The organism is Mariniflexile maritimum, from assembly GCF_009746565.1.
GTDB classification, from domain to species: Bacteria; Bacteroidota; Bacteroidia; order Flavobacteriales; family Flavobacteriaceae; genus Mariniflexile; species Mariniflexile maritimum.
Genome location: NZ_WRPN01000007.1, coordinates 95,952 through 122,733 on the forward strand (window position 1 = coordinate 95,952; position 26,782 = coordinate 122,733).

Consider the following 26,782-nt stretch of genomic DNA (forward strand, 5'->3'; position numbering starts at 1 on the left):
ATATCCGAAGTAATTTAACATCTTCAAAATTTTTTTAAGATGAAAGATATGAATGTTAACACGATAAAAACGAAAAAGGACAGGTATAACTATATCCATCATTTATTAAACGACATTAAGGCGCTTGATATGATGATTGAAAAAGGCATGTTTGAAGCTGGCCCGTTGCGTATAGGCGCAGAACAGGAATTTTGTTTGGTGAACGCTCGTTTTTTACCTGAAAGTAAATCGACGGCATTTTTGAATGCAGTTGCCGATAGCCATTTTTCGGCTAAAATGGGAAATTACAACATTGCCTTAAACCTGGAAAGTACCGAGCTTCAAAACGATTGTTTTTCAAGTTTATATAACCGGTTGGAACTTTTTTTGGAAAAAGCAAAAAAAGCGGCTTCCACAAACGATGAAAAAATAGTGTTAACAGGTATTTTGCCCTCCCTTTCAATATCCGATGTCAATGCGCAAAACATCACCCATAGCGAGCATTATTCGGTTTTAAACGATGCCATTAAAAACGACCGCCCCCAACGCTGCAATATTCATTTAAAAGGTGTTGATGAGCTTAATTTAACGCACGATTCGGCCATGTTGGAAGGCTGCAACACCAGTTTTAAAATGCACTTGCAGTTAGGCATTACCGATTTTGTTGATAATTACAATTGGGCACAGGCCATTGCGGGCCCTATGTTAAGTGCCTGCACCAACTCGCCGCTATTGTTAGGAAAAGAACTGTGGAGCGAAACCCGTATAGCCCTATTCACCCAGAGCATTGACACACGCGAAAATTCGTATTTATTAAATGAAAACCAATCGCGGGTTAGTTTTGGGAACCATTGGCAAACAGGTTCTGTATCGGATATTTTTAAGGATAACATTACCAGATTTAGAAGTTTTACAACCACCAATTTTGCAACCAATAGCTTGGAGGAAGTAAATAATGGCAAAACACCTAAATTACTGGCATTGAAGCTTCACAACAGCACCATTTACCCATGGAACCGCGTTTGTTATGGGGAAGTGAATGGAAAGCCTAATTTACGCATTGAAAATAGGTACATTCCTTCAGGCCCCACAACCACCGATGAAATTGCTAATATGATGTTTTGGGTAGGCGTGATGTTAGGAAAACCTAAAAAATATAAAAACATCCATAAAATGTGCGATTTTAAAGATGTTAAAACCAATTTTTTTAATGCTGCACGTTACGGAATGGCAACCCAATTTTACTGGAATGGCACCTATGTATCCAGTCACGAGTTGCTTTTAAACGAATTTTTGCCCATGGCATACAAAGGCCTTTACAGCGTAGGCATAACCCCAAAAGATGCCGAATATTATCTAAAGGTAATAAAGGATAGGGTAAACGGTACCAATGGCTCGGAATGGCTTATACGCAACTTTAGGCAGCTTCAAAACAAGTATAAACCTTTTGAGGCCATGCAAGTATTAACCGCTAATTTATACGAAAAACAAGAAAAAGGCTATCCCGTTTCAACTTGGGGCATGTTGCATGATGGTGATGAATCGCCCTTTAAAAAACAACGTATCGTAAAGCACGTAATGAGTTCAGATATTTTTTCGGTAAGCAAAAAGGATAGTATTGAATTGGTGCTAAATATTATGAAATGGAAACACATCCACCACATGCCCGTTATCAATAAAGATAGGGAATTACTGGGCTTAATAAGCTGGACGGATGTTAAGGCATATTTAGAAACATCCAAAAAACAAAAGGCAAGCGTTCAAAAAATAATGAAAACCAATATCATAACCATTAATGAATACGCTACACTTGAAGAAGCTAAAAAAATAATGGATAAAAACGGTATTGGCAGTTTAGCGGTAGTAAACCAAAATAAGTTGGTTGGACTTATTACCTATAACGATTTGTAAGCAACTCGTGTTCAGGATCTGCTTTTGTATAATTTGGCAAACGTAATAGCTTTTTATGCCTCAAATACCGAAGTGTTTGTATATTAGCAATTAGGTAACAACCTTTAAAATGAAACTGCTAAAATTCAAAATATTTCTTTTGGCCTTTGCATTGAGCCATATAACAAATGCTCAAAAAGTAACCTACAATTACATTGCAGATTCAACAAATTTAGAGACTAAAAAAGTGATGGAACTTTTCGAGGTCTATTTGGCATCGAAACCAGAAAACCAACAAAAAAGTCCATTTTGGAATTTACAAGAACAAAAGGAGCACAAGAAATACGACTTTTTGGAAAGTGAGTTCCAGCCCTCTTTGTATATGGGTTTTCCTGTGCACGTTTTGGGCATAAAATCAAAAAATGGTGTTTATCAGATAAAAGCGCAATTTGGTGCTTGTAACGAAAATGGAAAACCCTATGTTTTAGCAGTATGCAATTATTTTGCAAAAAAAGAAAACGGGAGCTACAAACTTTACAATGCCTTGACTTTCAACAAAAAAAAGTGGTTGCGTACAAACGTTGGTTTTATCGATTTCTATTATCCGAAATACCACAAATTCAACAATGGAGAAGCCGAGAAACTAAACAATTTCATTAAAAATATTTGTAACGATTTTGGCGTAACACCAAAACCAATTGAATATTATTTAGCCGATGATTATGATGAAATTCAGTCTCTCAAAGGATTTGATTATTATATAGGAATGGGTGGAGAAACTAAACCTTCGGGAAAAGCTTCGGGCGACAAAGTTTATTGTGGCGGATTGGGAGAATATTATCCCCATGAAGTCTTCCACGCAGAAATTGATGACCATTATCCAAATAAGCACTATTGGGTTTCAGAAGGGATGGCAACTTTTTTGGGAGGTAGCCGAGGAAAAGATCTTCATTGGCATTTAAAAAGAACCTACGAACATCTGCAAAAACATCCAGAAATCAATCTGAACGATTTGCTCGATTTGGTTAATTTAGATGAATATACAAGTTATCATTATGCCTTGGGTGGTTTAATTGCCAAACAGATTTATGAAAAAGGAGATTGGGCTATGATAAAGAAATTTATGAATAGCGGAAAATTGGATATTGATTATTATAACGCAATTGAAAAATACCTTGGAATAAAAAGAGGCAATTTAAACCAATATTTAAGGGAGCAACTTAAAACCGAGGTGCAGAAATAACAATGGTCTATACCATAAAAAAATTTAGATTTGGCGCTTAAACCCACAACAAATCTAATATTAAACGTAATTATAGCCCATTTTTAATTTTGTTTATAACATCGGTATATTCAGCATCCGAGAGCATGACTTTTTGAGGGTTCATTTCAAACACGCCACCAAAACCATAACCATCTTTATATTTTGGAACGATATGCATGTGTAAATGCGAAATGGTATCGGCATAAGCGCCATAATTAATTTTAGTTGGGTTATAGGCGTTTGCAATGGCCTTGGCTACACGGGCTACATCTTTCATAAAAGCGTTGCGTTGTGTATCGCTCAATTCATGAAATTCTACAGCATGGTCTTTGTAAACCACATTGCAACGGCCTAAATGCGACTGTTCTTTAAACAAAAAAACCTGGGAAACTTCCAAATCACAAATTTTAATCATTAAACGGTGCAAAGTTTCGTTGTTTTGGCAGTATAAACATTCTGAAGCGGGTGATGGCATAATGGTTTTTTTTAAGAATTGATTTTAAAATTACGATGTTACGAAATTATCATTTTTTTTTCAAGCAAGCGGTTCGTTATCAAAATAAACAGATTACTTTCCCCAAAAAAAGGTAACAAGCGTTGCTTTGCAATAACGGTTTTCGGTTACTTTTTGTTATTTTCTTTATGGATGTCTGCCATCAAATTTTTTGGGTCTATTTCAACACTTTTTATTGGTTTTTTTGTTTGAAAAGTATAAGTAGGGTAGGCCCAGGCCCAATCTTTTAAAAGGGTGGCCGTTGTTGGTTTTTCGCCCCGCATCATTTGTAAAGGAATATAAAAATCTTGTACCGAGCCATCGGTATATGTTACCGTAACATCAATAGGCATGGGCATTAAGCCAATACGTTCTAAAGTTACTGTGTTACTTTCAATTACTTTTACGCCATAGTCGATGGTATTGGTGGTTTGTGCAAAATCGGTTAAATACCAATCCAGTTCTAAGCCAGAAATTTTTTCGGCGGTACGGATTATGTCGTTGGGCGTTGGGTGTTTAAAGGCAAAATCCTTAAAATATTGTTGTATGGTTTGCTTTAAGTATTCTGCGCCCATTATATATTCTAATTGCGCCAAAAACACGGCCCCTTTTGAGTAAGAAGCAATGCCATAGGCCCTATTGAAGTTATACCTATCGCTGTGCGTTGTTAAGGGTTGTTCAATTCCTGATTTTGCAAGATAAATGTAAGCGTCGTAGGCCTCGGCCGAAGGGTTTGCTTTGCCTTCATTAAAAACACTGTTAATTGCGGCATTTTCAATGTATGTTGCAAAACCTTCATCCATCCACGGGTGTTTCGATTCGTTAGTGGCCAACAAAAACTGAAACCAAGTATGGGCCATTTCGTGGGCAATGACACCTTTAAGCCCATCAAAAGAGCCTTCACCTAAAATAAGGGTACACATACCATATTCCATACCGCCATCGCCACCTTGTATAATAGAATATTGGTTGTAAGGGTAGTTGCCTATTGCTTTACTAAAATAGTGCATAAGCTCAACCGATTTTGGCTGCAGTTGTTTCCAATTGGTTTTTTGCTCTTTGGTCAAGGAGTTTTTATAGAAAAAATGCAGCATCGGGCCATCGGGCACTTGCATGGTATCGTGTATATAATCGGGGTCGGCAGCCCAGGTAAAATCGTGCACGTTTGGTGCTACAAAATGCCATGTTAGCTTATCGGTTTTTGGGCGTTTTACTTTTTCGGTTTCATAGCCATGGCCAATTTGGTTAGGGTTTTGCAAATAGCCTGTACCACCAATAACGTAGTTTTTGTCGATGGTGATTTTCACATCAAAATTTCCCCAAACCCCATGAAATTCGCGACCAATGTATGGGTCGGCGTGCCAACCTTCAAAATCATACTCAGCCATTTTTGGGTACCATTGTGCCATCGATAGTGCCACACCTTCCTTATTATTCCTTCCCGAACGACGTATTTGTAGAGGCACTTGTGCGTTAAAATCCATATCAAAGGTTACAGTTTCACCGGGTTGAATGGGTTTTGCCAAATCCACCTCCAAAACGGTCCCAACGGTTTCATAGTGTAATGCTGTACCGTTTTGGGTCAACGAAATTACTTTTATAAAGCCAATTTCATCAGGCTGTAATTTACTAATACGGTCTTTTACGCGGCGGTCTGGATCGGCAATGGTACGCGATCGCACATCCATTTCGCTTCCGGGTTGAAACGCATTAAAGTACAAGTGATAGTAAACGCGTTTTAAAACATCGGGTGAATTATTGGTATAGGCCAAGGTTTGTTTTCCTTTATATTGGTATGTATTCACATCCATATCAATAGTCATTTTATAATCTACATGTTGTTGCCAATAACAGGTATTTGAAGTGCTTTGTGGCGATGTAGCGGTATTGGTTTGCGCGCTAGTGTACCCAATTGCTAAAAAGCAGAACATGGAAGCAAGGTAACATTTCATGGTATTATTTTTTTGAAGGTTCTTTAATGGGGATGTTTTAAATAAGGAGTTTATTGAAAACGGTTTTTAAATTAATGAAAATAGATTCTGAAATTTCTTCAGAATCTATTTTCGGTTGATGTTGATGTTTTGAAAACCTAGTGATTTTCAATTGAAAAAAGGGTTTATCAATATTATTTCGACATTTCAGCAGCCATGATTAAGGCGTTGTAGGCATTAACAATTTTTCCCGATTTTGATAAATCGGCAAACGGTTTTACGTTATTTGTATCGCCACCAACCACTACTTTAGTTTTTATGGCTAAGCCAGAATTTAAAATGATTTGTTTAACCTGTGCCGCGGTTAAGTTTGGATAGTATGAACGTATTAAAGCCACTACACCAGCCACGGCAGGCGCCGCCATAGAAGTGCCTCCTTTTGTTTGATAGTCGTTTTCTGGGGTTGTTGAATAGATTTTGGCTCCGGGAGCAAATACATCAACGTTTTGTTTTCCGTAGTTAGAAAAATTCGCTACCATATTTGAACCGTATTTAGGCTCAAGGGCACCCACTCGGATATAAGTATCTGAAATTTCTTTTCCACCTACATTATCATCTGGAAAATTAGCTTCCACGTCAACATTGTTACTGTCATTTCCAGCGGCATGAACAAAAACCACGTCTTTGTCGCTGGCGTATTTAATGGCATCCCTTACCCATGCGCTGTGAGGTGAATAGCTTTTACCAAAGCTTCCGTTTATAACTTTGGCGCCGTTATCTACTGCATAACGGATAGCCAGTGCAACGTCTTTGTCGTACTCATCGCCATTTGGTACAGCTCTAACCGACATGATTTTTACATTGTTTGCGACTCCATTGGCACCTTTTCCGTTGTTGCGTTCTGCAGCAATAATACCTGCAACATGCGTACCATGGCTTTCGGTTATCTTCACGGGTTTTACATTGCCGTTGCCGTAAAATTTGGTATTCATGTTTTCAGGATCATCACCATTTATGCGCCCTTTGAACGTTTTGTTTAGGTTGTAGTTTAAACGGTCGTTGATGCTTTCTAGGCCGTTGTTGATTTCTTTTTTTGCATCGGCTAATGATTTCATGCCGTTACCGTACATGTATTTGGCTATTTGTATGGCTTTATTCAAATCTTCATTTTCGGTTTTTATGGCGTTAACCTCTTCTTTGGTATAATCTTTTTTGCCTAAATGTTTGGATAAAGCTTCATCGGCTGAAGTAAGTTGTTGCAAAATTTGGTCGTAATTGGTTTTATAGCCCATGTATTTTTGGTATTCTTTATCGTATTCAGCTTGTGCCCTGGCATAATCGGGGTTGCTGGTATCGCCTTTAGCCAAAATGCGCACGTATTCCAACTGTTCATTATAACCATCGCCTAAAAAGTTCCAACCGTGTACATCGTCAATATAGCCATTGCCATCATCGTCTTTTCCGTTGTTTGGTATTTCGCCTTTATTGGTCCATATCACATCGTTTAAGTCTTCGTGGTCAATATCTATACCAGAATCTATAACGCCAACAATAACCATGTTACCTTTTTTGTTTTTTATGATTTCAGCGTAAGCTTTATCAACGCTCATTCCCGGAATGGTGTCTTTTGCCAGATCTAAATGGCCCCAGTTATGTTTTTCGTTTTCGGTTAGCTCGGAAACTTTTAGGGGCGAATTATCGATATTTTCAATAGGTGTTGAAAGCACATTAGCGGTACCGCCACAGCCAGAGAATAATACGGCTATTACAGCCGATAGCATGATTGTTTTAATTGTTTTCATGTGATAATAGTTTTTTGTTTTTTTAATGGATACGTGCTGTTTTTTTAATTTCCATTTAAGAATCAAAATTTTCAAAAGCGTGTATCGTGCGTTAGAATTAGAATGAGTTATTTTTAATTATTGAAATATATCTTGCGATTTGAATATGTTTTTTACTTTATAGCCTTTTTCAGCCTCTTCAATGGTTATTATTTCGTTATGGGCGTCGTGCTCTAAAAACAAATAGTAATTATGTTTTGCCGCCATATTTAGAAAAGTTTCTTTTTCTTCTAAGGTTATTAAGGGTCTGGTATCGTAGCCCATAACAAACGAAATGGGCAAATGCCCAACAGTTGGCAATAAATCGGCAACGTAGGCTATGGTTTTATCTTTGTATTTAATAAGCGGGAGCATTTGTTTATCGGTATGTCCGTTGGCAAAAAAGATATCGAAACCAAGTTCAGAATTTTTAAGTATATGGCCTTCGGGCAAAGCGGTAAATTTAAGCTGCTCACTTTCTTGCATGGGCAAAATGTTTTCTTTCAAGAACGAAGCCCTTTCGCGTTTATTGGGTTGGGTTGCCCAGTTCCAGTGGGCCTCATTGCTCCAAAAATGGGCATTTTTGAAAGCGGGTTCGTAGCCTGTTTTTGAGTTGTTCCATTGAATGCTTCCGCCACAATGGTCAAAATGTAGGTGCGTCATGAACACATCGGTAACATCATCCCGATGAAAACCGTGTTTTTTAAGCGAACTGTCCAGGGTGTCGTTTCCCCACAGGTAATAATAGCCAAAAAACTTGTCCGATTGTTTGTTGCCCATGCCGGTATCTATCAAAATAAGGCGATTGCCATCTTCAATCAGCAAACAACGCGTTGCCAGATCAATCATGTTATTGGCATCGGCAGGATTGGTTTTTTGCCACAGCGATTTAGGTACCACACCAAACATGGCACCGCCATCAAGCTTAAAATGGCCTGCATTAATAGGAAATAAGTTCATACGGTTGTAAAATTATGAAAAGTCTTATAATTAGGGGGAAAAATTAAGATTTTGTTAAGAACTAATTTATGATAAAAGTCATGCAAATTTGATGGGTTGTTAATAATTCTTTTAAAACGCACTAAAAAAACCTTCTAAATGGTTGATTTATTTTGAATTTCATAATTTAAAATGGTGGTGTTCTGTATTTTCAAAACAGATTTGAACCATCAATTTTTATATAATCCATTTTCAAATTAATGGAAGAATATTCAAGGGCAGATTTACTTTTCAGGTTTTTATTGTTAATTTAACCGCAAAATAGAATTTATGTTAGAATTAGCGGGCATCATCATATTAGGTATTTTAGCGCAGTGGGTTGCATGGAAATTTAAAATTCCCGCTATTTTACCTTTAATATTGATAGGTTTGTTGGTTGGTCCAATAGCGTCAACGTATATAAATGAAGATGGCAGTAAATGGATAGAGCCCGTTTGGAACGGAACCAAAGGGTTGTTTCCGGGCGATGGTTTGTTTTACTTTGTATCATTAGCTATTAGTATTATTCTTTTTGAAGGTGGCTTAACATTAAAACGTTCTGAAATAAACAATGTAGGTCCCGTAATTACTAAATTAATCACATTAGGGTCTGTGGTTACTTTTTTCTCATCGGGTGTTCTGGCCTATTTTCTTTTTAATTTAAGTTGGGATATTTCGTTTTTATTTGCAGGATTGATTATTGTAACGGGCCCCACCGTTATAACGCCTATTTTAAGAAATATTCCTTTAAAAAAAGATGTTTCAACCGTTTTAAAATGGGAAGGTATTTTAATAGACCCCATTGGTGCCTTGGTTGCCGTATTGGTTTTCGAGTTTATAAGTGTTGAAGGCGATAGCGGTTTTACAAGAACCGCTTTAATTGAGTTTGGTAAAATCGTTCTTTTTGGAACAACATTTGGTTTTACGTTTGCCCATGCACTGGCTTATGCCATTAACAAAAATTTTGTACCGCACTATCTTTTAAATGTGGTATCGCTTTCAACCGTGTTGTTGGTTTTCGTGGAATCTGAAATTTTTGCGCATGAATCTGGGTTATTGGCCGTTGTTGTTATGGGAATGGTTTTGGGAAACAGTAAGCTTGATAACATAAAGGAACTGCTTTATTTTAAAGAATCTTTAAGTGTGTTGCTAATTTCCATATTGTTCATTCTACTGGCGGCAAATATTAATATGGAAGATTTAATGCTGCTTTATACCTGGAAAACATTGGCACTTTTTGGCACGGTTGTATTTGTTATTAGGCCATTAGGCGTTTTTTTAAGTGCCATAGGTTCCACATTAAAATTTAATGAAAAGGTTTTTATAAGTTGGGTAGGCCCTAGGGGCATTGTTGCGGCGGGTATCGCATCGCTTTTTGGTAGTAAACTGATAAAACAAGGCGTTGAAGGCGCAGAATATATTACCCCTTTGGTGTTTATGATCGTTTTGGGAACAGTTTTGTTAAATGCCACTACCGCACGTCCGTTTGCAAAATTAATTGGCGTTTTTCTTAAGCGTTCCGAAGGAGTTTTAATGGTTGGTGCTTCCCAATTTTCCAGAATTATTGCGCGTTATTTAGAAGATAATGGTAGGCATGTTGTTTTAATTGATAGCAACCAGAACAACATACAACTGGCACAGGAAGCAGGATTGGAAGCCATAAATACGGATATCTATTCTGATGAGTTGGGTGATAATATTGAATTAAACGATATTGGATTTATATTGGCATTAACCGCAAGTGCCGATATAAACGACGATGCTATTAATAAATTTAGAAACCAGTTTGGTGAGAGCGGTTATTATAGATTGATTACCGTTGAAGAAATGAACGACCCCGAAAACAACCCGAAAGAAGGTTTATTTTCACATACCGATGATTTTAATTCACTCTCGGAAGTGGCGCGTAAGCATCCTAAAATCCATGAAATTGAACTGAAAGATAAAGCTCATTACGATGAACTTATCGAAATTACCAATAACGACAAAGAAATTATTCCCTTACTCGTGAAAGATAAACACGGCGTATTGGAAATAATTTCTTCGTATAATAAGGCTATCGATAAAATAGAAAAAGGCTACAAGTTGGTATATCTTGGGAAGCCTTTTAATGTAAAAACGAAACAGCGGGGTATTTAGGTACTATGCTTTTATATGAAGCTCGGTAAATTCTTTGCTTACTGTAATGGTATTATCGCCATTAAGTTTTACGTCTTCAAATAACACTTCTTCATTATCAATTTGAATCATGGCAATATTGAATGGTAGCCCATGGAACTTAATCTTCAAGGTTTGATAAGGCGTAATATATTTACCCGATTTGAACTGTTGAATGATGACCGACTTTTCCTTGCCTACTAATTTAAAATTGCGCAAACTGTATCGGCCTTTTATATAATCATAGCCATCTTGCGCATCTTCAAAAACCTGCGAGGTTTCTTCGCCTGCTTTATAATATACATCCAAAATCAATTCTTCAAGGGGTTTTTCGCCCACAAATTGTTGAATGGGATATTTGGGTATTATAGCGCCTTCTTTTACAAAAATGGGCATGCTATCCAAATCGGCATCCACCCAAAGTTCTTGGCCGCCTTCAACCACTTGGTCATTCCAGAAATTGTACCACTTTCCAATTGGGAAGTACATGCGTCTTCCTTTCGCATTTGGCTCGGTAATTGGGCAAGCCAATATTTTTTCGCCAAAAATAAATTCATCATTTCGGTAGTGGTTGTGCGTATCGTGTTGATCGTAAAGTACCAACGATTTTAAAATAGGAATCCCTTCATTGGCATACCTCCAAAAAGCCGTGTATAAATAAGGCAATAATTGGTACCTTATTTCGATAAATTTTCTAACAATATCGGTAACGTTGGCACCAAAGGCCCAAGGTTCTTGGTCGCCATGGTCGCCCGATGAGTGGGTTCTGCAAAATGGATGGAAAATGCCTAATTGTATCCAACGGGCATAAAGCTCGCCGTTTGGTTGTTCGGCAAAACCACCAATATCCGAGCCAATAAATGAAAACCCAGACATACACATACGTTGTGCTTGAATGTTAGCAATAGTTAAATGCTCCCAACTTGCCACGTTATCACCTGTCCAGCTAGATGTGTAGCGTTGCGTACCTGAATAAGCAGCTCTGGTAATTACAAAAGGACGTTTTGGGTAAGCGAATTTTTTAAGCCCTTGGTAAGTTGCTCTTGCCATTTGCATCCCATAAACATTATGTGCTTTACGGTGACTGCAACGGTTTCCGTCATAATCATGTCTTACATCGTATGGAAACGTTTTTCCGGGCACGTCCATAACAGCGGGTTCGTTCATGTCGTTCCAAACGCCTTTTACACCTATATCTTCAACAAGTTCCTTGAATAAATTGGACCACCATTCGCGTACTTCCGGATTTGTAAAATCTGGGAAGTAACATTCACCGGGCCATACTTTACCCTTCATGTAGGGGCCATCTGCACGTTTGCAGAAATAATCTTTTTCCAAACCTTCTTGAAATACCGAATACTCTTTATCGATTTTTATTCCGGGGTCAATAATAACGATGGTTTTAAACCCGTTATCGGCCAATTCCTTAACCATTCTTTTAGGGTCTGGAAAGTATTCGTTGCTCCACGTGAAGCATCTAAAACCTTCCATATAATCAATATCCAAGTAAATGGCGTCGCATGGTATTTGCAATTCCCTAAATTTATCGGTTACTTCCTTTACTTTCGATTCTGGGTAATAGCTCCATTTGCATTGGTGGTAGCCCAAGGTCCATAGCGCGGGCAGTTCATGGGGTTTTCCTGTTAAATCGGTGTACATGGCAACGACATCCGACATTTCGGGGCCATAAATAAAATAATAGTTCATCTCGCCACCTTGTGCCCAAAAACTGGTTATGTTTCTGCGTTCATGGCAAAAATCGAAAAAGGTGCGAAAGGAATTGTCGAAGAAAATGCCATACGATTTTTTATGGTGCAAACCTGTATAAAAAGGAATGGCCTTGTAAATTGGGTCGGTATTTTTTCCGTAGGCATACGAATCGGTTACCCAATTTTCAAAAAGTTTGCCTTTTAGGTTGTTATCAACAGGTTTGTCGCCCAAACCATAATATGCCTCACTTTCTTGCGAAATTTTAGACATTTTAACGATATCGCCACCAAACTCATAGCTTTCTTCCCAATGAAAACCAAGTTCGTCCTCGCAAATAAGCGTGTTGTCCTTGGCATCGTACATAGCGGTGCGCATGTCTATTTTCGCAATATGGCAAATGAGTTTTGAAGTGGTGATAATGTATTTATCGGCCTCTTCGGTTACTTCAAGAAAATTGTAGCCCCTACTGGCATATTTAGTGATGGCATACGAAAAATCTTTGTCAAAAATACCGGTGGTTGTGTATCTAAAGCGCAAAACACTATCGCGCTGTACGGTAACCTGAAGCACAACATTGTTTGCGGCCGTAAAGGATAAGGTATCTAAGTTTTTTTTATAAGAAATTATGCTTGATGGAAATAAATTCCCTTTGTATTCGAGTTCTGTGTTTAAAATCATAAAATGAAAAAAATAATTAAGCTGCGAAAATACTAATTTTTATATTGGGAAGTAGCGTGTTTTTATGAAAAAAACCCTCAACAAATTGTATAAAGCGCAATATAACAGGCTATTAATTTGAATTTATCAAACAATTAAGGTTTAAATTGAAAAACCGTTACGGCCAATGGTGCTACAAGTATTTCTGCGGCATATTCCTTTCCGTTCCAAGGTTGTTTTTTTATGGTGATTTCTTTTTTGTTTGAAACGCCACTGCCACCAAATTCTTTGGAATCGCTATTGAAAATTTCAACAAGTTTTCCATTTACGGGTAAACCAATTTTATAATTTTCGTGCACTAAAGGCGTAAAATTGCAAACCACAACCAGGTTTTTGTTGGGTTCGTTTCCTTTTCGAATGTATGAAATAACGCAATTTTCGTAATCGTCGTAGCTAATCCATTCAAAGCCTTCACCAGAAAATGCTTTTTCAAATAGTGCCGGTGCCGATTTATAAAATACATTCAAGTTTTTATAATAGTTTTGGAAGTTTTTATGGGGCTCGAATTCCAATAAGTTCCAGTCCAGGCTTTCTTGGAAATTCCACTCGTTGTATTGCCCAAACTCGGTGCCCATGAACATTAATTTGGTACCGGGATGGGTAAACATATACCCAAACAACAGGCGCAAATTTGCAAAACGTTGCCATTCATCACCGGGCATTCTTCCTAAGATGGAGTTTTTGCCGTAAACCACTTCATCGTGCGACAGTGGCAACATGAAATTTTCGGAAAAGGCATAGGCTAAGCTAAAGGTAATGTCGTTTTGATGGTATTTTCTGTAAACTGGGTCTTTTCCAAAGTATTGGAGCGTATCGTGCATCCATCCCATCATCCATTTCATGCCAAAGCCCAAACCGCCCAAAAATACGGGTTTTGAAACCCCCGGAAAAGCGGTTGATTCTTCCGCAATGGTTTGTACATCGGGGAAGGAGGCATACACTTCTTCATTTAATTCTTTAAGAAAGGCAATTGCATCTAAATTTTCCCTTCCGCCATATGTATTGGGTTCCCACTCGCCATCTTTTCTTGAATAATCCAAAAACAGCATCGAAGCCACGGCATCAACCCGCAACCCATCGGCATGGTACTGGTCCATCCAGAAAATAGCATTGCTTATTAAAAACGATTTTACTTCGTTTCTTCCGTAGTTAAAAATCAAACTTTTCCAATCTTGGTGGTAGCCTTTGCGCCTATCGGGATGTTCGTATAGGTTGGAGCCATCAAAAAAGCCCAAACCGTGTGCGTCTTCGGGAAAATGCGATGGTACCCAATCTAAAATTAAACCAATATCGTTTTGATGAAGCTTATCAACCAAATATTTGAATTCTTCAGGATAGCCAAAGCGCGATGTTGGTGCAAAATAGCCCGTAATTTGATAGCCCCATGACGGGTCGTAGGGAAATTCCATAATGGGCATGAGCTCTACATGCGTAAAGTTCATTTCTTTTACATAGTTCACTAAATCATCGGCCAATTCGTAATACGACATGAAGCGGTCTTCTTCTAAATGGCGTTTCCATGAGCCTAAATGTACTTCGTAAACCGAATAAGGCGCATCCAACGCATTGTGTTTTTTGCGTTTTTTCATCCAGTCGGCATCGTTCCATTTATAGGCATCGTTCCAAACAACGGAGGCCGTTTTAGGTGGGTGCTCGCAACGGCGCGCATAGGGATCGGCTTTTTCGGTTTTTATATTATTGTTGTTGCTCTGTATCTTGTATTTATAGATATTGCCTTTACCAACCATGGGAATAAAGCCTTCCCAGATACCACTGGAATCCCAGCGCACGTTTAGTTGGTGCTCGCCTTCAATCCAATAGTTAAAGTCGCCAATAACCGAAACTTGTTTAGCGGTAGGGGCCCAAACGGCAAAATAAGTGCCTTCAATACCATTGACGGTAATGATGTGCGACCCCATTTTTTCATAAAGCCTATAATGTTTTCCTGCTTTAAAAAGATTGATGTCGAATTCTGTAAATAGACTGTAAACTTGTACTTGAGCCATAAAAAGTTAGTGGTTTATAATATTAGAAATCCCTTTTAAAGGAATCACTGCCCATTGTGGGCGCGAATTGAGCTCGTAACCCAATTCGTAAACTGCTTTTTCCAATAAGCAGTATTTTAGTATGAAAATGCGTTCTTGGTTGTATCCTAAATTTAGGTTGGCGTTTTGTGTTTCGGTAACGTAAGTACCTAAAAAGAGGCCTGTAATATAATTGTATAGTATTTCGCCGGCTTTAAATAAATCGTTTTGGGTTAAGGCACCAAAATGGTTATTATTGTTGAAAATGGTCGCATAAATAGCGTAGTGATACGACCTGAACAGGCCAGCAACATCCTTTAAAGGCGGTTGTTTTACTTTACGGTCGCGGATGGTACTTTCGGGTTCTCCTTCAAAATCGAGGATGTAAAAATCGTCGTCCTTCACTAAAATTTGTCCTAAATGATAATCGCCATGAACCCGTATGCGCTCACCTTTAAGCTTGGTCCAATCGAAGGTGGTGAACCGTTTTCTAATGGCATTTTTTTTATCCAAAAATTCAAGGGCCAACTCTAGGGCCAATCCATCTAGTTTGTGAAGGTTGTTTTCGATGGTATTCAACCTGTTTTGAAACTGATAGATCATACGGTTTTTTAACCAAACCGTGTAATCGCCGTTAAAGCGCGTTGGCGTAAAGGCAGTTTCCTCAAATTCCGAGCCTAAGGCAATATGCATTTCTGCGGTGCGTTTTGCCAAGGTTTCCACTTTTGTGAAAAGGTCTAAACCCACCCAATCGCTTATTTGTTTCGGGATGTCGGCATTGGTTAAGCGTTCAAATAATTCGGCATTTGGTAACGTATTAACGTCAATGTTTTGCGATTGCAATCTTAAAAAAACGTTGTGCAATGCTTTTAACATATAATCCCATGCATCGCCTTGATTGGGCACCAGTTCCTGCATTAGGGCAATGGTGATGTAATCGTTATCGGCATCCACCAAATTAATGCTCCCTAAATACGAAGGTGTATTTTTAAATTCCTTTTTTTCAGATAAAAACCGACTCATTTCATAATCGGGATTTTTATCGGCAAAAATACGCCTAAAAAACTTTAGCACATATTGGTCGTTATAGATTAAGGAGGTGTTGCTTTGCTCTAAACCCATAAACCGCGATGATTTGTAAACCAAATCCTGAAAGCGCGCACTTTTGTGGTATTGTACTTTGGTAGTATCTTTTGGTAAGGAAGTTGCAATACGTTGAAAGACCAATTTCCGAAAGGCTTCCAAGTTAACGGCATCAATAATGTACCCATATTGGTTGTTAATCTTTATGGGAAGAATCCTGTTGTTTGGAGCAAATTCCAAATCGGTTACAAAGGCAATGGGTAAAAAGTAATGTTGGTAAAACGCTTCAACAAAATCGACTTCCAACAATAGGCCGAAATAAATTTCGCCATGTTGCTGGATCTTGAAATATTCGGTTAGTTCGATGTACTTAATGGTACTTGCCTTACCACCAAACCAACGTTGCTTAACAATATAGTTTTGTAAAACATCCGATAAAAATATTTTTAGGAAATTGCTGTCGTCCAACAGTTTTTCCCACGAACCGTTAAAATTGAAAACGGTGTCCAATTCTTTTATCGTTGTGTTTTTTTCCATACTATTTGGTTAACTTAAAAATATGGAATGGCAAGGTTGGGTGCAATTCTACAAAGTTCCATTCACTGTACCAATTGTAATTATTATTGGTTATTAAATCGTTAAGTTTTAAGTTGTGGCCTGCATGAATGCCCAATTCGCGCAAAGGCAATTGCACCGTACCTTGTTGGGAGTTATAGGCATCTAAACTGATGATGATTAAGAGTTCGTTTGTTTTGGCATCGTTCCACTTGTAAAAACCTAATAAATTGTTGTTTTCAATGTAGCAAAACTTAATATTGTTGGTTTGCTGAAGCGCCTCGTTTTGATGGCGAATGTGATTTATTTTAGAGATAACAGTGGTTAATTTGTTTTCAATAGTCCAATCGTAGTGCGTTATTTGAAATTTTTCCGAATTCAAATATTCTTCCCTGCCCAGTAAGGCATCACTCAACATGTATTCATAAACCGGGCCATAAATACCGATGCTGGAACTTAAGGTAGCCGCTAGTACATAGCGCTGTATGTGCTTTGATTCGTTTGCGCCTTGCAAATGCATGGGGTTAATATCGGGTGTATTAGGCCAAAAATTGGGCTGCATGTATTCGCTAAGTTCACTTTTGGTGAGTTCTTCAACATATTCAATAAGCTCATGTTTGTTGTTGCGCCAGGTAAAGTAAGTGTATGATTGTGTATAACCTTGTTTTGCAAGCTGTTGCATAACTTTGGGTGCTGTAAAAGCTTCCGCTAAAAAAATAACGTCGGGATGTTTGGTCTTTACGTTGTTTATTATCCAGTTCCAGAAGTAAAAAGGTTTGGTGTGGGGGTTGTCAACACGAAAAACGTTGATGCCACAATCAATCCAATACAGTAGAATATCCAAACATTCCTGCCATAGCGCTTTGTAATCTTCTGTTTCCCAATAAATAGGCAAAATATCCTGATATTTTTTTGGCGGATTTTCGGCATATTGCACCGTCCCGTCGGGTCGCCATTTAAACCATTGTGGGTGCTCTTTAACCCACGGATGATCGGGGGCTGCCTGCAATGCGTAATCCATGGCAATTTCAATGTTCTGTTCCTTTGCTTTTTGGATTAACGACTTAAAATCGTCCAAACTGCCCAATTGCGGGTGAATGGCTTTGTGCCCACCGTGGTGCGAGCCTACGCCCCACGTAGAACCCACGTCGCCTTCAACGGTGGTGGTGGTATTGTTTTTACCTTTTCTGTTAACTTCGCCAATGGGATGAATAGGTGGTAAGTACAGGGTATCAAAGCCCATTTTTGCGACCCTGGGCAACAAATTTTCGCAGTCTTTAAACGTACCATGTACGCCTTGATGCTGTGAAGCCGAGCGTGGAAAAAATTCGTACCACGTGCTGAAACGCGCCTTTTTTCTATCAACATATACTTTAAATTCTTTGGAAGTATTTGCCAATATTTTCTGGGGATGATTGAAAAAAATATGATGAAGCCGTTGGCTTGTTGCTTCTTGTATGGCCTCGTTATAATTATGTTCGTTTACAAAGATATTTTTTAGATGGTCTAGGTACAGCTTATCGTTATGCGATACTTTTTCGTGTACATCGTTAAGATATGCAACACCTTCTAGCAATTCTGAATTAACATGCTGGTTATCGGCAATTTTTCGTTCAATGCCGTGTTGCCAGTTTAGGGCATAATCTACCCAAGCTTCAATTTTATAGGAGTAAAAACCTTGTTTTTCAACTTGAAAAGCACCTTCCCATTCATTGTTTACCACTAAATGGATACGGTTTTCGCGCCATTTTTTTTCGTTTTCATGTTTAAAGAGCACCGATGCGCCCAGTACATCGTGCCCATCGGCCAGAACATTGGCTTTTATGTTAACAAGTTCATTAACAACACGTTTTATATAAAATTCGCCACCGTTTACACTGGGCGCTATATAGTCTATAACGACTCTTCTTTGGTCTTGCATTCTATTTAATTGATTTTAAAAGACAGAAAAAAAACTAATTTTTAACACTATTTTTTTTGGACTTTTTATTTACGATAACGATTAAATAACATAGCCCACAGGAATTACGGCGCCTTTTTTAATAACCACAATGCCTTCTTTTACCACGTACATATCGGTTTCTTTATCTTCAAGGTGTTTACCACCGTTAATCCGAACATCGTCACCAATACGGCAGTTTTTGTCGAGAATGGCGTTTTTAATAAAGCAGCGTTCGCCAATACCCATCAGGATTCTAATTTTATAGTTTTCAATTTCTTCCAGGGTCTCATAATAATCGCTACCCATCATGTAGGTATTGATAACGGTTGAGTCGGCACCAATTCTTGATCGTACCCCAATTACCGATTGCTCAATTTTTGCGGCACCAATAATACAGCCTTCTGCAATTACGGCTTTGTTTAGTGTAGTTCCCGATACTTTTGTGGTAGGCAACATTCTTGCATGGGTGTAAATACGTTTGGTGTTGTCGTAAAGATCAAATTTCGGGATATCTTCTGTAAGGCCTATGTTTGCTTCAAAAAAGGAATCGATATTCCCTATATCGGTCCAATAGCCTTCATATTGATAGCTCAATGTTTTATGGTCGTTAATGGATTGTGGAATGATTTCCTTACCAAAATCGATGGTTGACGGGTCGTTCATCAATTCAACCAAAAGGCTTCTATTAAAAATATAAATACCCATAGATGCTAGGTAGTTTCTGCCTTCCTTTTTCATTTCGTCGCTAACTTCCGAGGTCCACTCTGGCAATAAATTAGCGTCGGGTTTTTCTATAAATGAGGTTACCACGTTTTCATCATTGGCTTTTAAAATACCGAACGAGGTGGCATCTTTAGCGTTTACGGGAATGGTGGCAATGGATATTTCGGCGTTATGCTGTATATGGGCGTCAACCATCAAGTCATAATCCATTTGGTATAATTGATCACCAGAGAGGATGAGCGCATATTCAAAATCGTACCTTAAAAAGTGGTGCATGCTTTGCCTAACGGCATCGGCAGTTCCTTGAAACCAGCCTTTATTTGTAGGTGTTTGTTCGGCGGCAAGTACATCAACAAAGGCACTGCTAAAGAAACTAAAATGGTAGGTGTCCTTAATATGGCGATTTAATGATGCCGAATTGAATTGTGTTAATACAAAAATGCGTTTAATGTCTGCATTGATACAGTTGGAAATAGGAATATCCACCAACCTGTATTTTCCAGCTATGGGAACCGCGGGTTTCGACCTTGTTTCAGTTAAAGGGTAAAGTCTGGAACCTTGGCCACCTCCTAAAATTATGGCTAAAACTTTATTGTTTATCATGGTTAATTAGTTTAGAATTGTTTGTATTCAGTTAGTTTATAAATGCACGACTTAAATTAACGATTTGTAGAGGGTTTCAACCTGTTTGGCAATGGCTGTCCAATCAAAATAATCCTCAACACGTTTCCGGCCGTTTTTTGCCATGGTGTCGCGTAACGGTTTATTGTTTATTAACGTGTTGATGCCGTTTGCCAAATCTCTTGAAAATTTATCCGGATCGATGGGTTCAAAAGGAGCCTCTTTTTGTTGTTCCAATGGGATTAAAATACCCGTTTCACCAGGTATGACCACTTCTTTAATACCGCCAACCGCACTGGCAACTACGGCCGTTTCGCAAGCCATCGCTTCAATATTTATGATGCCGAAAGGTTCGTAAATGGAAGGGCAACAAAAAACATCGGCGTGCGAATATAATTGGATAACCTCTTGTTTTTCAAGCATTTTATCAATCCAAATAACGTTATGGCGTGTTTTTTTCACGTCGTTAACGGCATCTTCCATTTCTTTTCCAATTTCTTTGGTATCGGGCGCACCGGCACAGAGCACTATTTGTGTTTCTGCATCAATATATTTTATGGCATTTACTAAATGGATGATGCCTTTTTGGCGTGTAATGCGGCCCACAAACAGCACATACGGCTTTGTTTTGTCAATACCGTAAGCGTTCAAGGTTGAAGTTTCGTGCGTTACAATATATTGTTGCAGGTTGATACCATTGTAAATAACCTTGATTTTACTTTCATCTACATTGAAATATTTTAAAACATCGTCCTTAGTTTCTTTTGAAACAGCTATGATGGCATCGGCCATTTCAATAGCGGTTTTTTCAACCCAGGAAGAAGCGTCGTAACCTCTACCCAATTGTTCGCGTTTCCATGGGCGCAAGGGTTCTAAGGAATGTGTGGTAATAACCAGCGGAATACCGTAGCAAAGTTTGGCAACTATACCTGCAAATTGTGCGTACCAGGTGTGGCAGTGCACAATATCGGCATCGGTTTTTTCTGCATTCATCTGAATGGCAGTGCTTAAAGTTTGGAAAACCGATTTTAATTGCGGATCCGATTGGTTAAAAACAGGATTGTCGTAAGGGAAACCTTTGACGGTTAAGTGGTTGGTTTTTTCATTTTGGTCGCCAAAACATCTTACGTCCACCTCCATTAATTTTGCCAGTTCAGCAGCTAGATACTCCACGTGCACACCGGCGCCACCATATACATACGGAGGGAATTCTCTTGTAAAAAAAAGTGCCTTCATTAAAATAGTTTCAAAATTTACTTACTAATAGTTTAGTATCAGGATGTTAGTTCCTAATACGGGCAATTATTTTTTCATACGGTTTGCAACAGGATATTTTGGTAAAATGCCGTTTCAATTTTAAGAAATCGATTTCGTGTTGGTTAGTAATAAGAAAAAATAAAATACAATCACTATTTTTATAAACTTACGAAAATATTGTTAATAACTTTGGAGAATTGGTATTTTTAATAAAAAAAAAGTATAAATGCGAATAATTGAAATTATCGCTAAAAATCAAGGCTAAAAATCGCTTTTAACTTTTAATAATTCAAATAAAAAATGAAGGAGTAAACAGGCGTAAGATTTTGTAAGTAATTTTAATTACGATGTTAACCCGTTAGTTCCAGAATAAATTTACGGTTATCAATAATTAATACTTTCAAGCTAAAAAAGCCTAAAACTAAATGACGTACTTTTTTTCAAAGGAATTTTTAATCGTTCAGCTTTAAAACCGCCATAAACGCTTGTTGCGGAATTTCAACATTTCCTACTTGACGCATACGCTTTTTGCCTTTTTTCTGTTTTTCCAAAAGTTTGCGCTTACGCGAAATATCGCCGCCGTAACATTTGGCGGTAACGTCTTTACGAAGTGCCTTTATGGTTTCGCGCGATATAATTTTGGCGCCAATGGCCGCTTGAATGGGAATATCGAATTGCTGCCGCGGAATGAGCTCCTTTAATTTTTCGCACATTTTTTTTCCTATTTGTTGGGCATTGTCTGCGTGAATTAAGGCAGAGAGCGCATCAACAGGTTGTGCGTTCAATAAAATATCCAAACGTACCAATTTTGAGGTTTTCATTCCTATGGGATGATAATCAAAGGAGGCATACCCTTTTGAAACGGTTTTTAATCGGTCGTAAAAATCGAATACGATTTCGGCCAAAGGCATTTCAAAAGTTAATTCTACACGTTCTGGGGTTAAATAGGTTTGGTTTAGTACCATGCCCCGTTTTTCGATACAAAGCGACATGACGTTGCCCACAAAATCCGATTTTGTGATGATGGTAGCCTTTATATAGGGTTCTTCCACACGGTTTACGGTTGAGGGATCGGGCAGATCGGAAGGGTTGTTTACCACAAAGGGCGTTTCGGGGTTTTTGTTGGTATAGGCAAAATACGATACGTTGGGTACGGTGGTAATAACCGTCATATCAAACTCGCGCTCTAGCCGTTCCTGTACAATTTCCATGTGCAGCATGCCCAAAAACCCACAGCGAAACCCAAAGCCCAATGCCGCCGAACTTTCGGGAACAAATACCAACGAGGCATCGTTAAGTTGTAGTTTTTCCATAGAGTTGCGCAGCTCTTCGTAATCTTCGGTATCAACGGGGTAAATGCCGGCAAATACCATGGGTTTTACGTCTTCAAAACCTTCAACAATATTGGTGGTTGGGTTGGCAAAGTCGGTTATGGTATCGCCCACCTTTACTTCCTTGGCGGTTTTAATTCCGGTTATTAAATAGCCAACATCGCCTGTTTTAACCGATTGTTTTGCTACCTGTGTAAGCTTTAGCGTGCCCACTTCATCGGCATAATATTCTTTATCGGTAGCAACGAACTTAATTTTTTGTCCTTTTTTAATTTCACCATTAAACACCCTAAAATAGGTTTCAATGCCCCTAAAGGAATTGTAAACCGAATCGAAAATAAGGGCTTGCAATGGTGCGTCGGGGTTGCCCTTGGGCGCTGGGATACGCTCGATTACGGCCGCCAAAATAGCCTCGACACCAAAGCCGGTTTTGCCACTGGCGTGTATAATATCCTCGGGTTTACAGCCCAATAAATCAACAATATCATCGGTAACTTCTTCGGGGTTGGCACTGGGCAAATCCACTTTGTTCAGTACGGGGATGATTTCCAAGTCGTTTTCCAAGGCTAAATATAAGTTGGAAATGGTTTGGGCCTGTATGCTTTGTGCCGCATCCACAATTAACAAAGCACCTTCGCACGCGGCTATGGAACGGGATACTTCATAAGAAAAATCCACATGCCCAGGGGTGTCAATTAGGTTTAAAACATACTGTTCACCTTTATAAGTATAGTCCATTTGAATGGCGTGCGACTTGATGGTAATACCGCGTTCGCGCTCCAAATCCATGTTATCGAGTAACTGGTTTTGTTTTTCGCGTTCGGTAACCGAGCCTGTAACGTCCAACAGGCGGTCGGCAAGCGTGCTCTTACCGTGATCTATATGTGCAATGATGCAAAAGTTTCTAATGTTCTTCATAAAGGAAAAGCTATCCTAATTTAATTTGCAAATATAGATAAAATACCATCTTAAACCCTTGCTAAAGAAAAGGACTTGCTGGTTTCTTAAAAAAAGATGTAATTTTGCAGCATAAATTTTTTGGTTTGGTAAAAATACACAATATAGAACTCCCTGATTTCCCGTTACTTCTAGCCCCTATGGAAGATGTGAGCGACCCGCCATTTCGTGCCCTTTGCAAGGAACAAGGTGCCGATGTGGTCTATACCGAGTTTATTTCAAGCGAAGGCCTTATTCGCGATGCTGCCAAAAGCATTATGAAGTTGGATATTTATGAAAAAGAGCGCCCCGTGGGCATCCAAATTTTTGGCGCCAATCTGGAAAGCATGCTGCAAACCATTGATATTGTTGAAAAATCGAACCCCGACATCATCGACATCAACTTTGGCTGCCCCGTAAAAAAAGTGGTGAGCAAAGGCGCCGGTGCCGGCATTTTAAAGGATGTGTGCCTTATGGAACAACTTACCAAAGAAATGGTAAAGCGCACCAACATACCCATAACCGTTAAAACGCGCTTGGGTTGGGACCACGATTCCATTCGCATCGTTGAGGTTGCCGAACGCCTGCAAGATGTTGGCTGTAAGGCCATTGCCATACACGGGCGCACACGTGCCCAAATGTACAAGGGCAGTGCCGACTGGAAACCCATTGCCGATGTAAAAAACAACCCCCGCATGCACATACCCATTTTTGGGAATGGCGATGTGGATACCCCCGAAAAAGCCATGGAAATGCGCGATAGTTACGGGTTGGATGGCGCCATGATAGGGCGCGCCAGCATTGGCAACCCCTGGTTTTTTAAACAGGTAAAGCACTTTTTTAAAACGGGCGAGCACCTAGCGCCCATTTCCATTGAAGAACGTGTGGAAGCAGCCCGCCGTCACCTGCAAATGGCCATAGACTGGAAAGGCGAGACCTTGGGCGTTTTTGAAACCCGTCGCCATTACACCAATTACTTTAAAAACATTCCACATTTTAAGGATTTTAGAACCAAAATGGTAACCAGCGACCACCCTGAAGACGTGTTTGCAGCATTTGATGCCGTGTTGGAACAGTTTGCCGGTTATCAGTTTACCGAATAGTTTTATCCATTTTCTATTTTTTTGGAATTTTCTAGTTTTTTTGGCAAATGGCAAGCCACCGCGCTATTCGCTGTATCTTTTTAAAACGTTATTGCCATTCGAGCTTTATACGAGCAACCACTTAAGTTTTGGTTTGCAGTACGTTTGTGCCTATTTAAGTTTTAAAAAGGATGCCGCTACTATCGCTTTTGCGGGCTTTCCAATGGGTTTTTATGTTAAGTAAATGTACTTATTAAAAGAGCCAAGGTTCTGGAAATTTACCATTACCACGGCAAGTACTGCGAGAAGGATGGAAGCGGCATCCTTTTTTGCCACTAAAAGCAAAAAAGATACAGCGTACAGCCTGTTTGCCATTTTTCATGGCAACTCGCCCAAATTAATGGGCTTCCAACAACGATTTTGTAATGCGTACCGAAGCAATTTTTGAGGCGATAATGCCCAAAACGGAAATGGTTATAAACACAATAAACACGTTTTCAGGCAGAATGGTTACGGGGTATGAAAGCGTTGGAGTAATCATTACCAACGAAAATGTTTTTTGTAGCATAACAATAATGAGGCTAACCACGATGCCAATTAAACCGCCTATAATGCTCATTAAACTGCCTTGGTAAAAGAAAATGCGACGAATATCGCGCACGGTTACGCCAATGTTGAACAAGGTGTTTAGGCTTCGTTTTTTGTCGAGCATCATCATAATTAACGAGCCAATAACGTTAAAAAACGCAATGATTAGCACGAGCGTAAAAATTAAGTAAACTGCTAAATATTCGGTATTTAACATTTTATAGAGGGCATCGTTTAATTGGGCTCGGTTTTTCAAAACAACCTTAGAGCCCAAAACCGACTGGATATGTTGTTTGGCCAGGGTTTCATCCCTCCCTTCCTTCAGCTTAAACTCAATGGCCGTTATTTGGTTGGGTTGGTAGTTCAATAGGTTTTGAGCTAGGTCTATGGACGAGAAAACGTAGGTGTCGTTCAGTTTTTCATTAATAAAAAACACGCCCGTGCAAATGGTTTGAACACTATTAAAGGCATTGTTTGTAGAAGTTATGGGCCCGTTTCCAGGTTTGGGAACATAAATGTTTATAGGTTTAGTGAAATCTAAAATGCCCAGGGATAAGTTATTGGAAATGCCCCAGCCCACTACAATTTGTCGCGATTTTTGTTCCAGCCATTGGCCGCGGTCTATTACTGAATTGATGTTTACCACATTTTGGAACTGTTCGTCAACCCCTTTAACGGTTGCCAATACATTTTTGTCGCCCGAGGCGATAAAGGTACGTTCTTCAACAATTTTGGAGAAAACGGCAATGTCGTCCAGCTTGTTAAGTTTTGCGGCCTCGTTTTCGGTTAAAATGAAAGACTTTCCTTTGGCGGTTACCGCTTTTAGGTCGGGATCGACCACACTTGAAAACTGAAGCGTAAAATCTTTTAAGCCCGCAAAACCGGAAAGCACAATAAACAACGACGCAGCGCCTAAAATAACACCGATAACGGCAATAATGGTAATGAAATTTATGGCGTTGTTACTGCTTTTTGAGCGTACATAACGTTTTGCTATATATAAAGGAAAGTTCAATGTGCAATTACGATTTTTTTCTTTTATCCAAAATACTTGGGTCTTTAATAGGGTTTTCTTCGCCTTTTAAAGATTTGTCGATTTTGTCGATGTACTCTAAAGAATCGTCTATAAAAAATTCCAAATTGGGCATACGGCGCAATTGGTGCTTGGTGCGTTGCGCCAATTCGTGCCTAATTAATGGGGAATTCGATTTGATGCCAGCAAGCAATTCCTTGGCTTTATCGTTGGGAAAAATGCTGAGATATACTTTGGCAACGCCCAAATCGACGGTTACTTTCACTTTGGAAACCGAAATTAAAATACCGTGCATGCCACCTTGGGTCGCTGCACCTTGAAGCACATCGACCAAATCGCGCTGTAAAACCGACCCTATTTTTTTTTGTCTCTGACTTTCCTCTACGTTACTCATTTTAAAGCTTTAGAATGCAAAAATACGCTTATTTAAAGATTATCTACCTTTTGGGCTGCAAAATTTACAGCTAGGGCATGGCGCTTCAATTATAACGAATTTAAAAGAAAATATTTCTTGTAGAGTTTTAAAATTAGTATTAAATTCGCAGCCAATTTCAGTAGGAAGCCTTTATAATGGGTGTTCTGCATGAAATAGGTCCTATAGCTCAGTTGGTTAGAGCACCTGACTCATAATCAGGTGGTCCCTGGTTCGAGCCCAGGTGGGACCACGT

General features: G+C 39.0%; 17 protein-coding genes and 1 tRNA gene. 5 read left to right on the top strand and 13 right to left on the bottom strand.

What is annotated here, in order from left to right; genetic code table 11:
- The first annotated feature begins 39 nt into the window (after positions 1–39).
- Positions 40–1,890: a CBS domain-containing protein gene (locus GQO80_RS10555; protein ID WP_157208326.1), complete on the top strand. Its 1,851-nt coding sequence runs from the start codon at positions 40–42 to the stop codon at positions 1,888–1,890.
- Positions 1,891–1,999: 109 nt separating this feature from the next.
- Positions 2,000–3,112 carry a hypothetical protein gene (locus tag GQO80_RS10560; RefSeq protein WP_157208327.1) on the top strand — a complete coding sequence of 371 codons (1,113 nt, stop codon included), beginning with the start codon at positions 2,000–2,002 and terminating at the stop codon, positions 3,110–3,112.
- 70 nt (positions 3,113–3,182) lie between these two features.
- Here the strand turns inward: GQO80_RS10560 and GQO80_RS10565 are convergent, their stop codons facing one another.
- The 4 genes from GQO80_RS10565 to GQO80_RS10580 all read right to left on the bottom strand — a co-directional run bounded on the left by GQO80_RS10565 (position 3,183) and on the right by GQO80_RS10580 (position 8,337).
- A complete protein-coding gene (locus tag GQO80_RS10565) occupies positions 3,183–3,548 on the bottom strand; it encodes an HIT family protein (RefSeq protein WP_232333158.1) in 366 nt (121 codons plus the stop codon).
- Between the two features lie 206 nt (positions 3,549–3,754).
- Positions 3,755–5,578, bottom strand: coding sequence for a M1 family metallopeptidase (locus GQO80_RS10570; protein WP_157208329.1), 1,824 nt, complete (start codon positions 5,576–5,578; stop codon positions 3,755–3,757).
- A gap of 173 nt (positions 5,579–5,751) precedes the next feature.
- Positions 5,752–7,359, bottom strand: coding sequence for a S8 family peptidase (locus GQO80_RS10575; protein ID WP_157208330.1), 1,608 nt, complete (start codon positions 7,357–7,359; stop codon positions 5,752–5,754).
- 117 nt (positions 7,360–7,476) lie between these two features.
- The gene (locus tag GQO80_RS10580) at positions 7,477–8,337 is read right to left on the bottom strand and encodes an MBL fold metallo-hydrolase (protein ID WP_157208331.1); all 861 of its coding nucleotides are present in this window, start codon (positions 8,335–8,337) and stop codon (positions 7,477–7,479) included.
- A 309-nt stretch (positions 8,338–8,646) separates the two neighbouring features.
- Between GQO80_RS10580 and GQO80_RS10585 the strand changes: the two genes are divergently transcribed.
- Positions 8,647–10,494 carry a cation:proton antiporter gene (locus tag GQO80_RS10585; protein ID WP_157208332.1) on the top strand — a complete coding sequence of 616 codons (1,848 nt, stop codon included), beginning with the start codon at positions 8,647–8,649 and terminating at the stop codon, positions 10,492–10,494.
- Between the two features lie 3 nt (positions 10,495–10,497).
- Here the strand turns inward: GQO80_RS10585 and GQO80_RS10590 are convergent, their stop codons facing one another.
- The 7 genes from GQO80_RS10590 to lepA all read right to left on the bottom strand — a co-directional run bounded on the left by GQO80_RS10590 (position 10,498) and on the right by lepA (position 23,393).
- Positions 10,498–12,900 (bottom strand): glycoside hydrolase family 31 protein, encoded by a 2,403-nt coding sequence (locus tag GQO80_RS10590; protein WP_157208333.1) that lies wholly within the window; start codon positions 12,898–12,900, stop codon positions 10,498–10,500.
- A 134-nt stretch (positions 12,901–13,034) separates the two neighbouring features.
- On the bottom strand, positions 13,035–14,945 hold the full coding sequence (gene glgB / locus GQO80_RS10595) for a 1,4-alpha-glucan branching protein GlgB (RefSeq protein WP_157208334.1): 1,911 nt from the start codon (positions 14,943–14,945) through the stop codon (positions 13,035–13,037).
- Between the two features lie 6 nt (positions 14,946–14,951).
- Positions 14,952–16,583 (bottom strand): trehalose synthase, encoded by a 1,632-nt coding sequence (locus GQO80_RS10600; protein ID WP_157208335.1) that lies wholly within the window; start codon positions 16,581–16,583, stop codon positions 14,952–14,954.
- A 1-nt stretch (position 16,584) separates the two neighbouring features.
- Entirely contained in the window at positions 16,585–18,522 is a 1,938-nt protein-coding gene (locus tag GQO80_RS10605) for an alpha-1,4-glucan--maltose-1-phosphate maltosyltransferase (protein ID WP_157208336.1), read from the bottom strand.
- 81 nt (positions 18,523–18,603) lie between these two features.
- Entirely contained in the window at positions 18,604–19,869 is a 1,266-nt protein-coding gene (locus GQO80_RS10610) for a glucose-1-phosphate adenylyltransferase (protein WP_157208337.1), read from the bottom strand.
- A 51-nt stretch (positions 19,870–19,920) separates the two neighbouring features.
- Complete coding sequence (gene glgA / locus GQO80_RS10615) at positions 19,921–21,123, bottom strand: glycogen synthase (protein WP_157208338.1); 1,203 nt, start codon at positions 21,121–21,123, stop codon at positions 19,921–19,923.
- A 473-nt stretch (positions 21,124–21,596) separates the two neighbouring features.
- A complete protein-coding gene (gene lepA / locus GQO80_RS10620) occupies positions 21,597–23,393 on the bottom strand; it encodes a translation elongation factor 4 (protein WP_157208339.1) in 1,797 nt (598 codons plus the stop codon).
- Positions 23,394–23,518: 125 nt separating this feature from the next.
- Here lepA and dusB point away from each other — a divergent pair, with 125 nt between their 5' ends.
- Positions 23,519–24,514, top strand: coding sequence for a tRNA dihydrouridine synthase DusB (gene dusB, locus GQO80_RS10625; RefSeq protein WP_157208384.1), 996 nt, complete (start codon positions 23,519–23,521; stop codon positions 24,512–24,514).
- A gap of 376 nt (positions 24,515–24,890) precedes the next feature.
- Here the strand turns inward: dusB and GQO80_RS10630 are convergent, their stop codons facing one another.
- Together GQO80_RS10630 and rbfA are read right to left on the bottom strand one after the other, a co-directional pair.
- On the bottom strand, positions 24,891–26,096 hold the full coding sequence (locus tag GQO80_RS10630; RefSeq protein WP_157208340.1) for an ABC transporter permease: 1,206 nt from the start codon (positions 26,094–26,096) through the stop codon (positions 24,891–24,893).
- 7 nt (positions 26,097–26,103) lie between these two features.
- Positions 26,104–26,508 (bottom strand): 30S ribosome-binding factor RbfA, encoded by a 405-nt coding sequence (gene rbfA / locus GQO80_RS10635; protein ID WP_157208341.1) that lies wholly within the window; start codon positions 26,506–26,508, stop codon positions 26,104–26,106.
- A 197-nt stretch (positions 26,509–26,705) separates the two neighbouring features.
- Here rbfA and GQO80_RS10640 point away from each other — a divergent pair.
- Positions 26,706–26,779, top strand: a tRNA-Ile gene (locus GQO80_RS10640).
- The last annotated feature ends 3 nt before the right edge of the window (positions 26,780–26,782 follow it).

Bases quoted from the DNA above. Each gene is read 5' to 3' on its own strand.
- GQO80_RS10565 (WP_232333158.1), bottom strand. From the start codon at position 3,548: ATGATTAAAATTTGTGATTTGGAAGTTTCCCAGGTTTTTTTGTTTAAA.
- rbfA (WP_157208341.1), bottom strand. From the start codon at position 26,508: ATGAGTAACGTAGAGGAAAGTCAGAGACAAAAAAAAATAGGGTCGGTT.
- lepA (WP_157208339.1), bottom strand. From the start codon at position 23,393: ATGAAGAACATTAGAAACTTTTGCATCATTGCACATATAGATCACGGT.
- GQO80_RS10580 (WP_157208331.1), bottom strand. From the start codon at position 8,337: ATGAACTTATTTCCTATTAATGCAGGCCATTTTAAGCTTGATGGCGGT.
- GQO80_RS10570 (WP_157208329.1), bottom strand. From the start codon at position 5,578: ATGAAATGTTACCTTGCTTCCATGTTCTGCTTTTTAGCAATTGGGTAC.
- GQO80_RS10605 (WP_157208336.1), bottom strand. From the start codon at position 18,522: ATGCAAGACCAAAGAAGAGTCGTTATAGACTATATAGCGCCCAGTGTA.
- glgA (WP_157208338.1), bottom strand. From the start codon at position 21,123: ATGAAGGCACTTTTTTTTACAAGAGAATTCCCTCCGTATGTATATGGT.
- GQO80_RS10590 (WP_157208333.1), bottom strand. From the start codon at position 12,900: ATGATTTTAAACACAGAACTCGAATACAAAGGGAATTTATTTCCATCA.
- glgB (WP_157208334.1), bottom strand. From the start codon at position 14,945: ATGGCTCAAGTACAAGTTTACAGTCTATTTACAGAATTCGACATCAAT.
- GQO80_RS10575 (WP_157208330.1), bottom strand. From the start codon at position 7,359: ATGAAAACAATTAAAACAATCATGCTATCGGCTGTAATAGCCGTATTA.
- GQO80_RS10555 (WP_157208326.1), top strand. From the start codon at position 40: ATGAAAGATATGAATGTTAACACGATAAAAACGAAAAAGGACAGGTAT.
- GQO80_RS10560 (WP_157208327.1), top strand. From the start codon at position 2,000: ATGAAACTGCTAAAATTCAAAATATTTCTTTTGGCCTTTGCATTGAGC.
- GQO80_RS10600 (WP_157208335.1), bottom strand. From the start codon at position 16,583: ATGGAAAAAAACACAACGATAAAAGAATTGGACACCGTTTTCAATTTT.
- GQO80_RS10585 (WP_157208332.1), top strand. From the start codon at position 8,647: ATGTTAGAATTAGCGGGCATCATCATATTAGGTATTTTAGCGCAGTGG.
- GQO80_RS10610 (WP_157208337.1), bottom strand. From the start codon at position 19,869: ATGATAAACAATAAAGTTTTAGCCATAATTTTAGGAGGTGGCCAAGGT.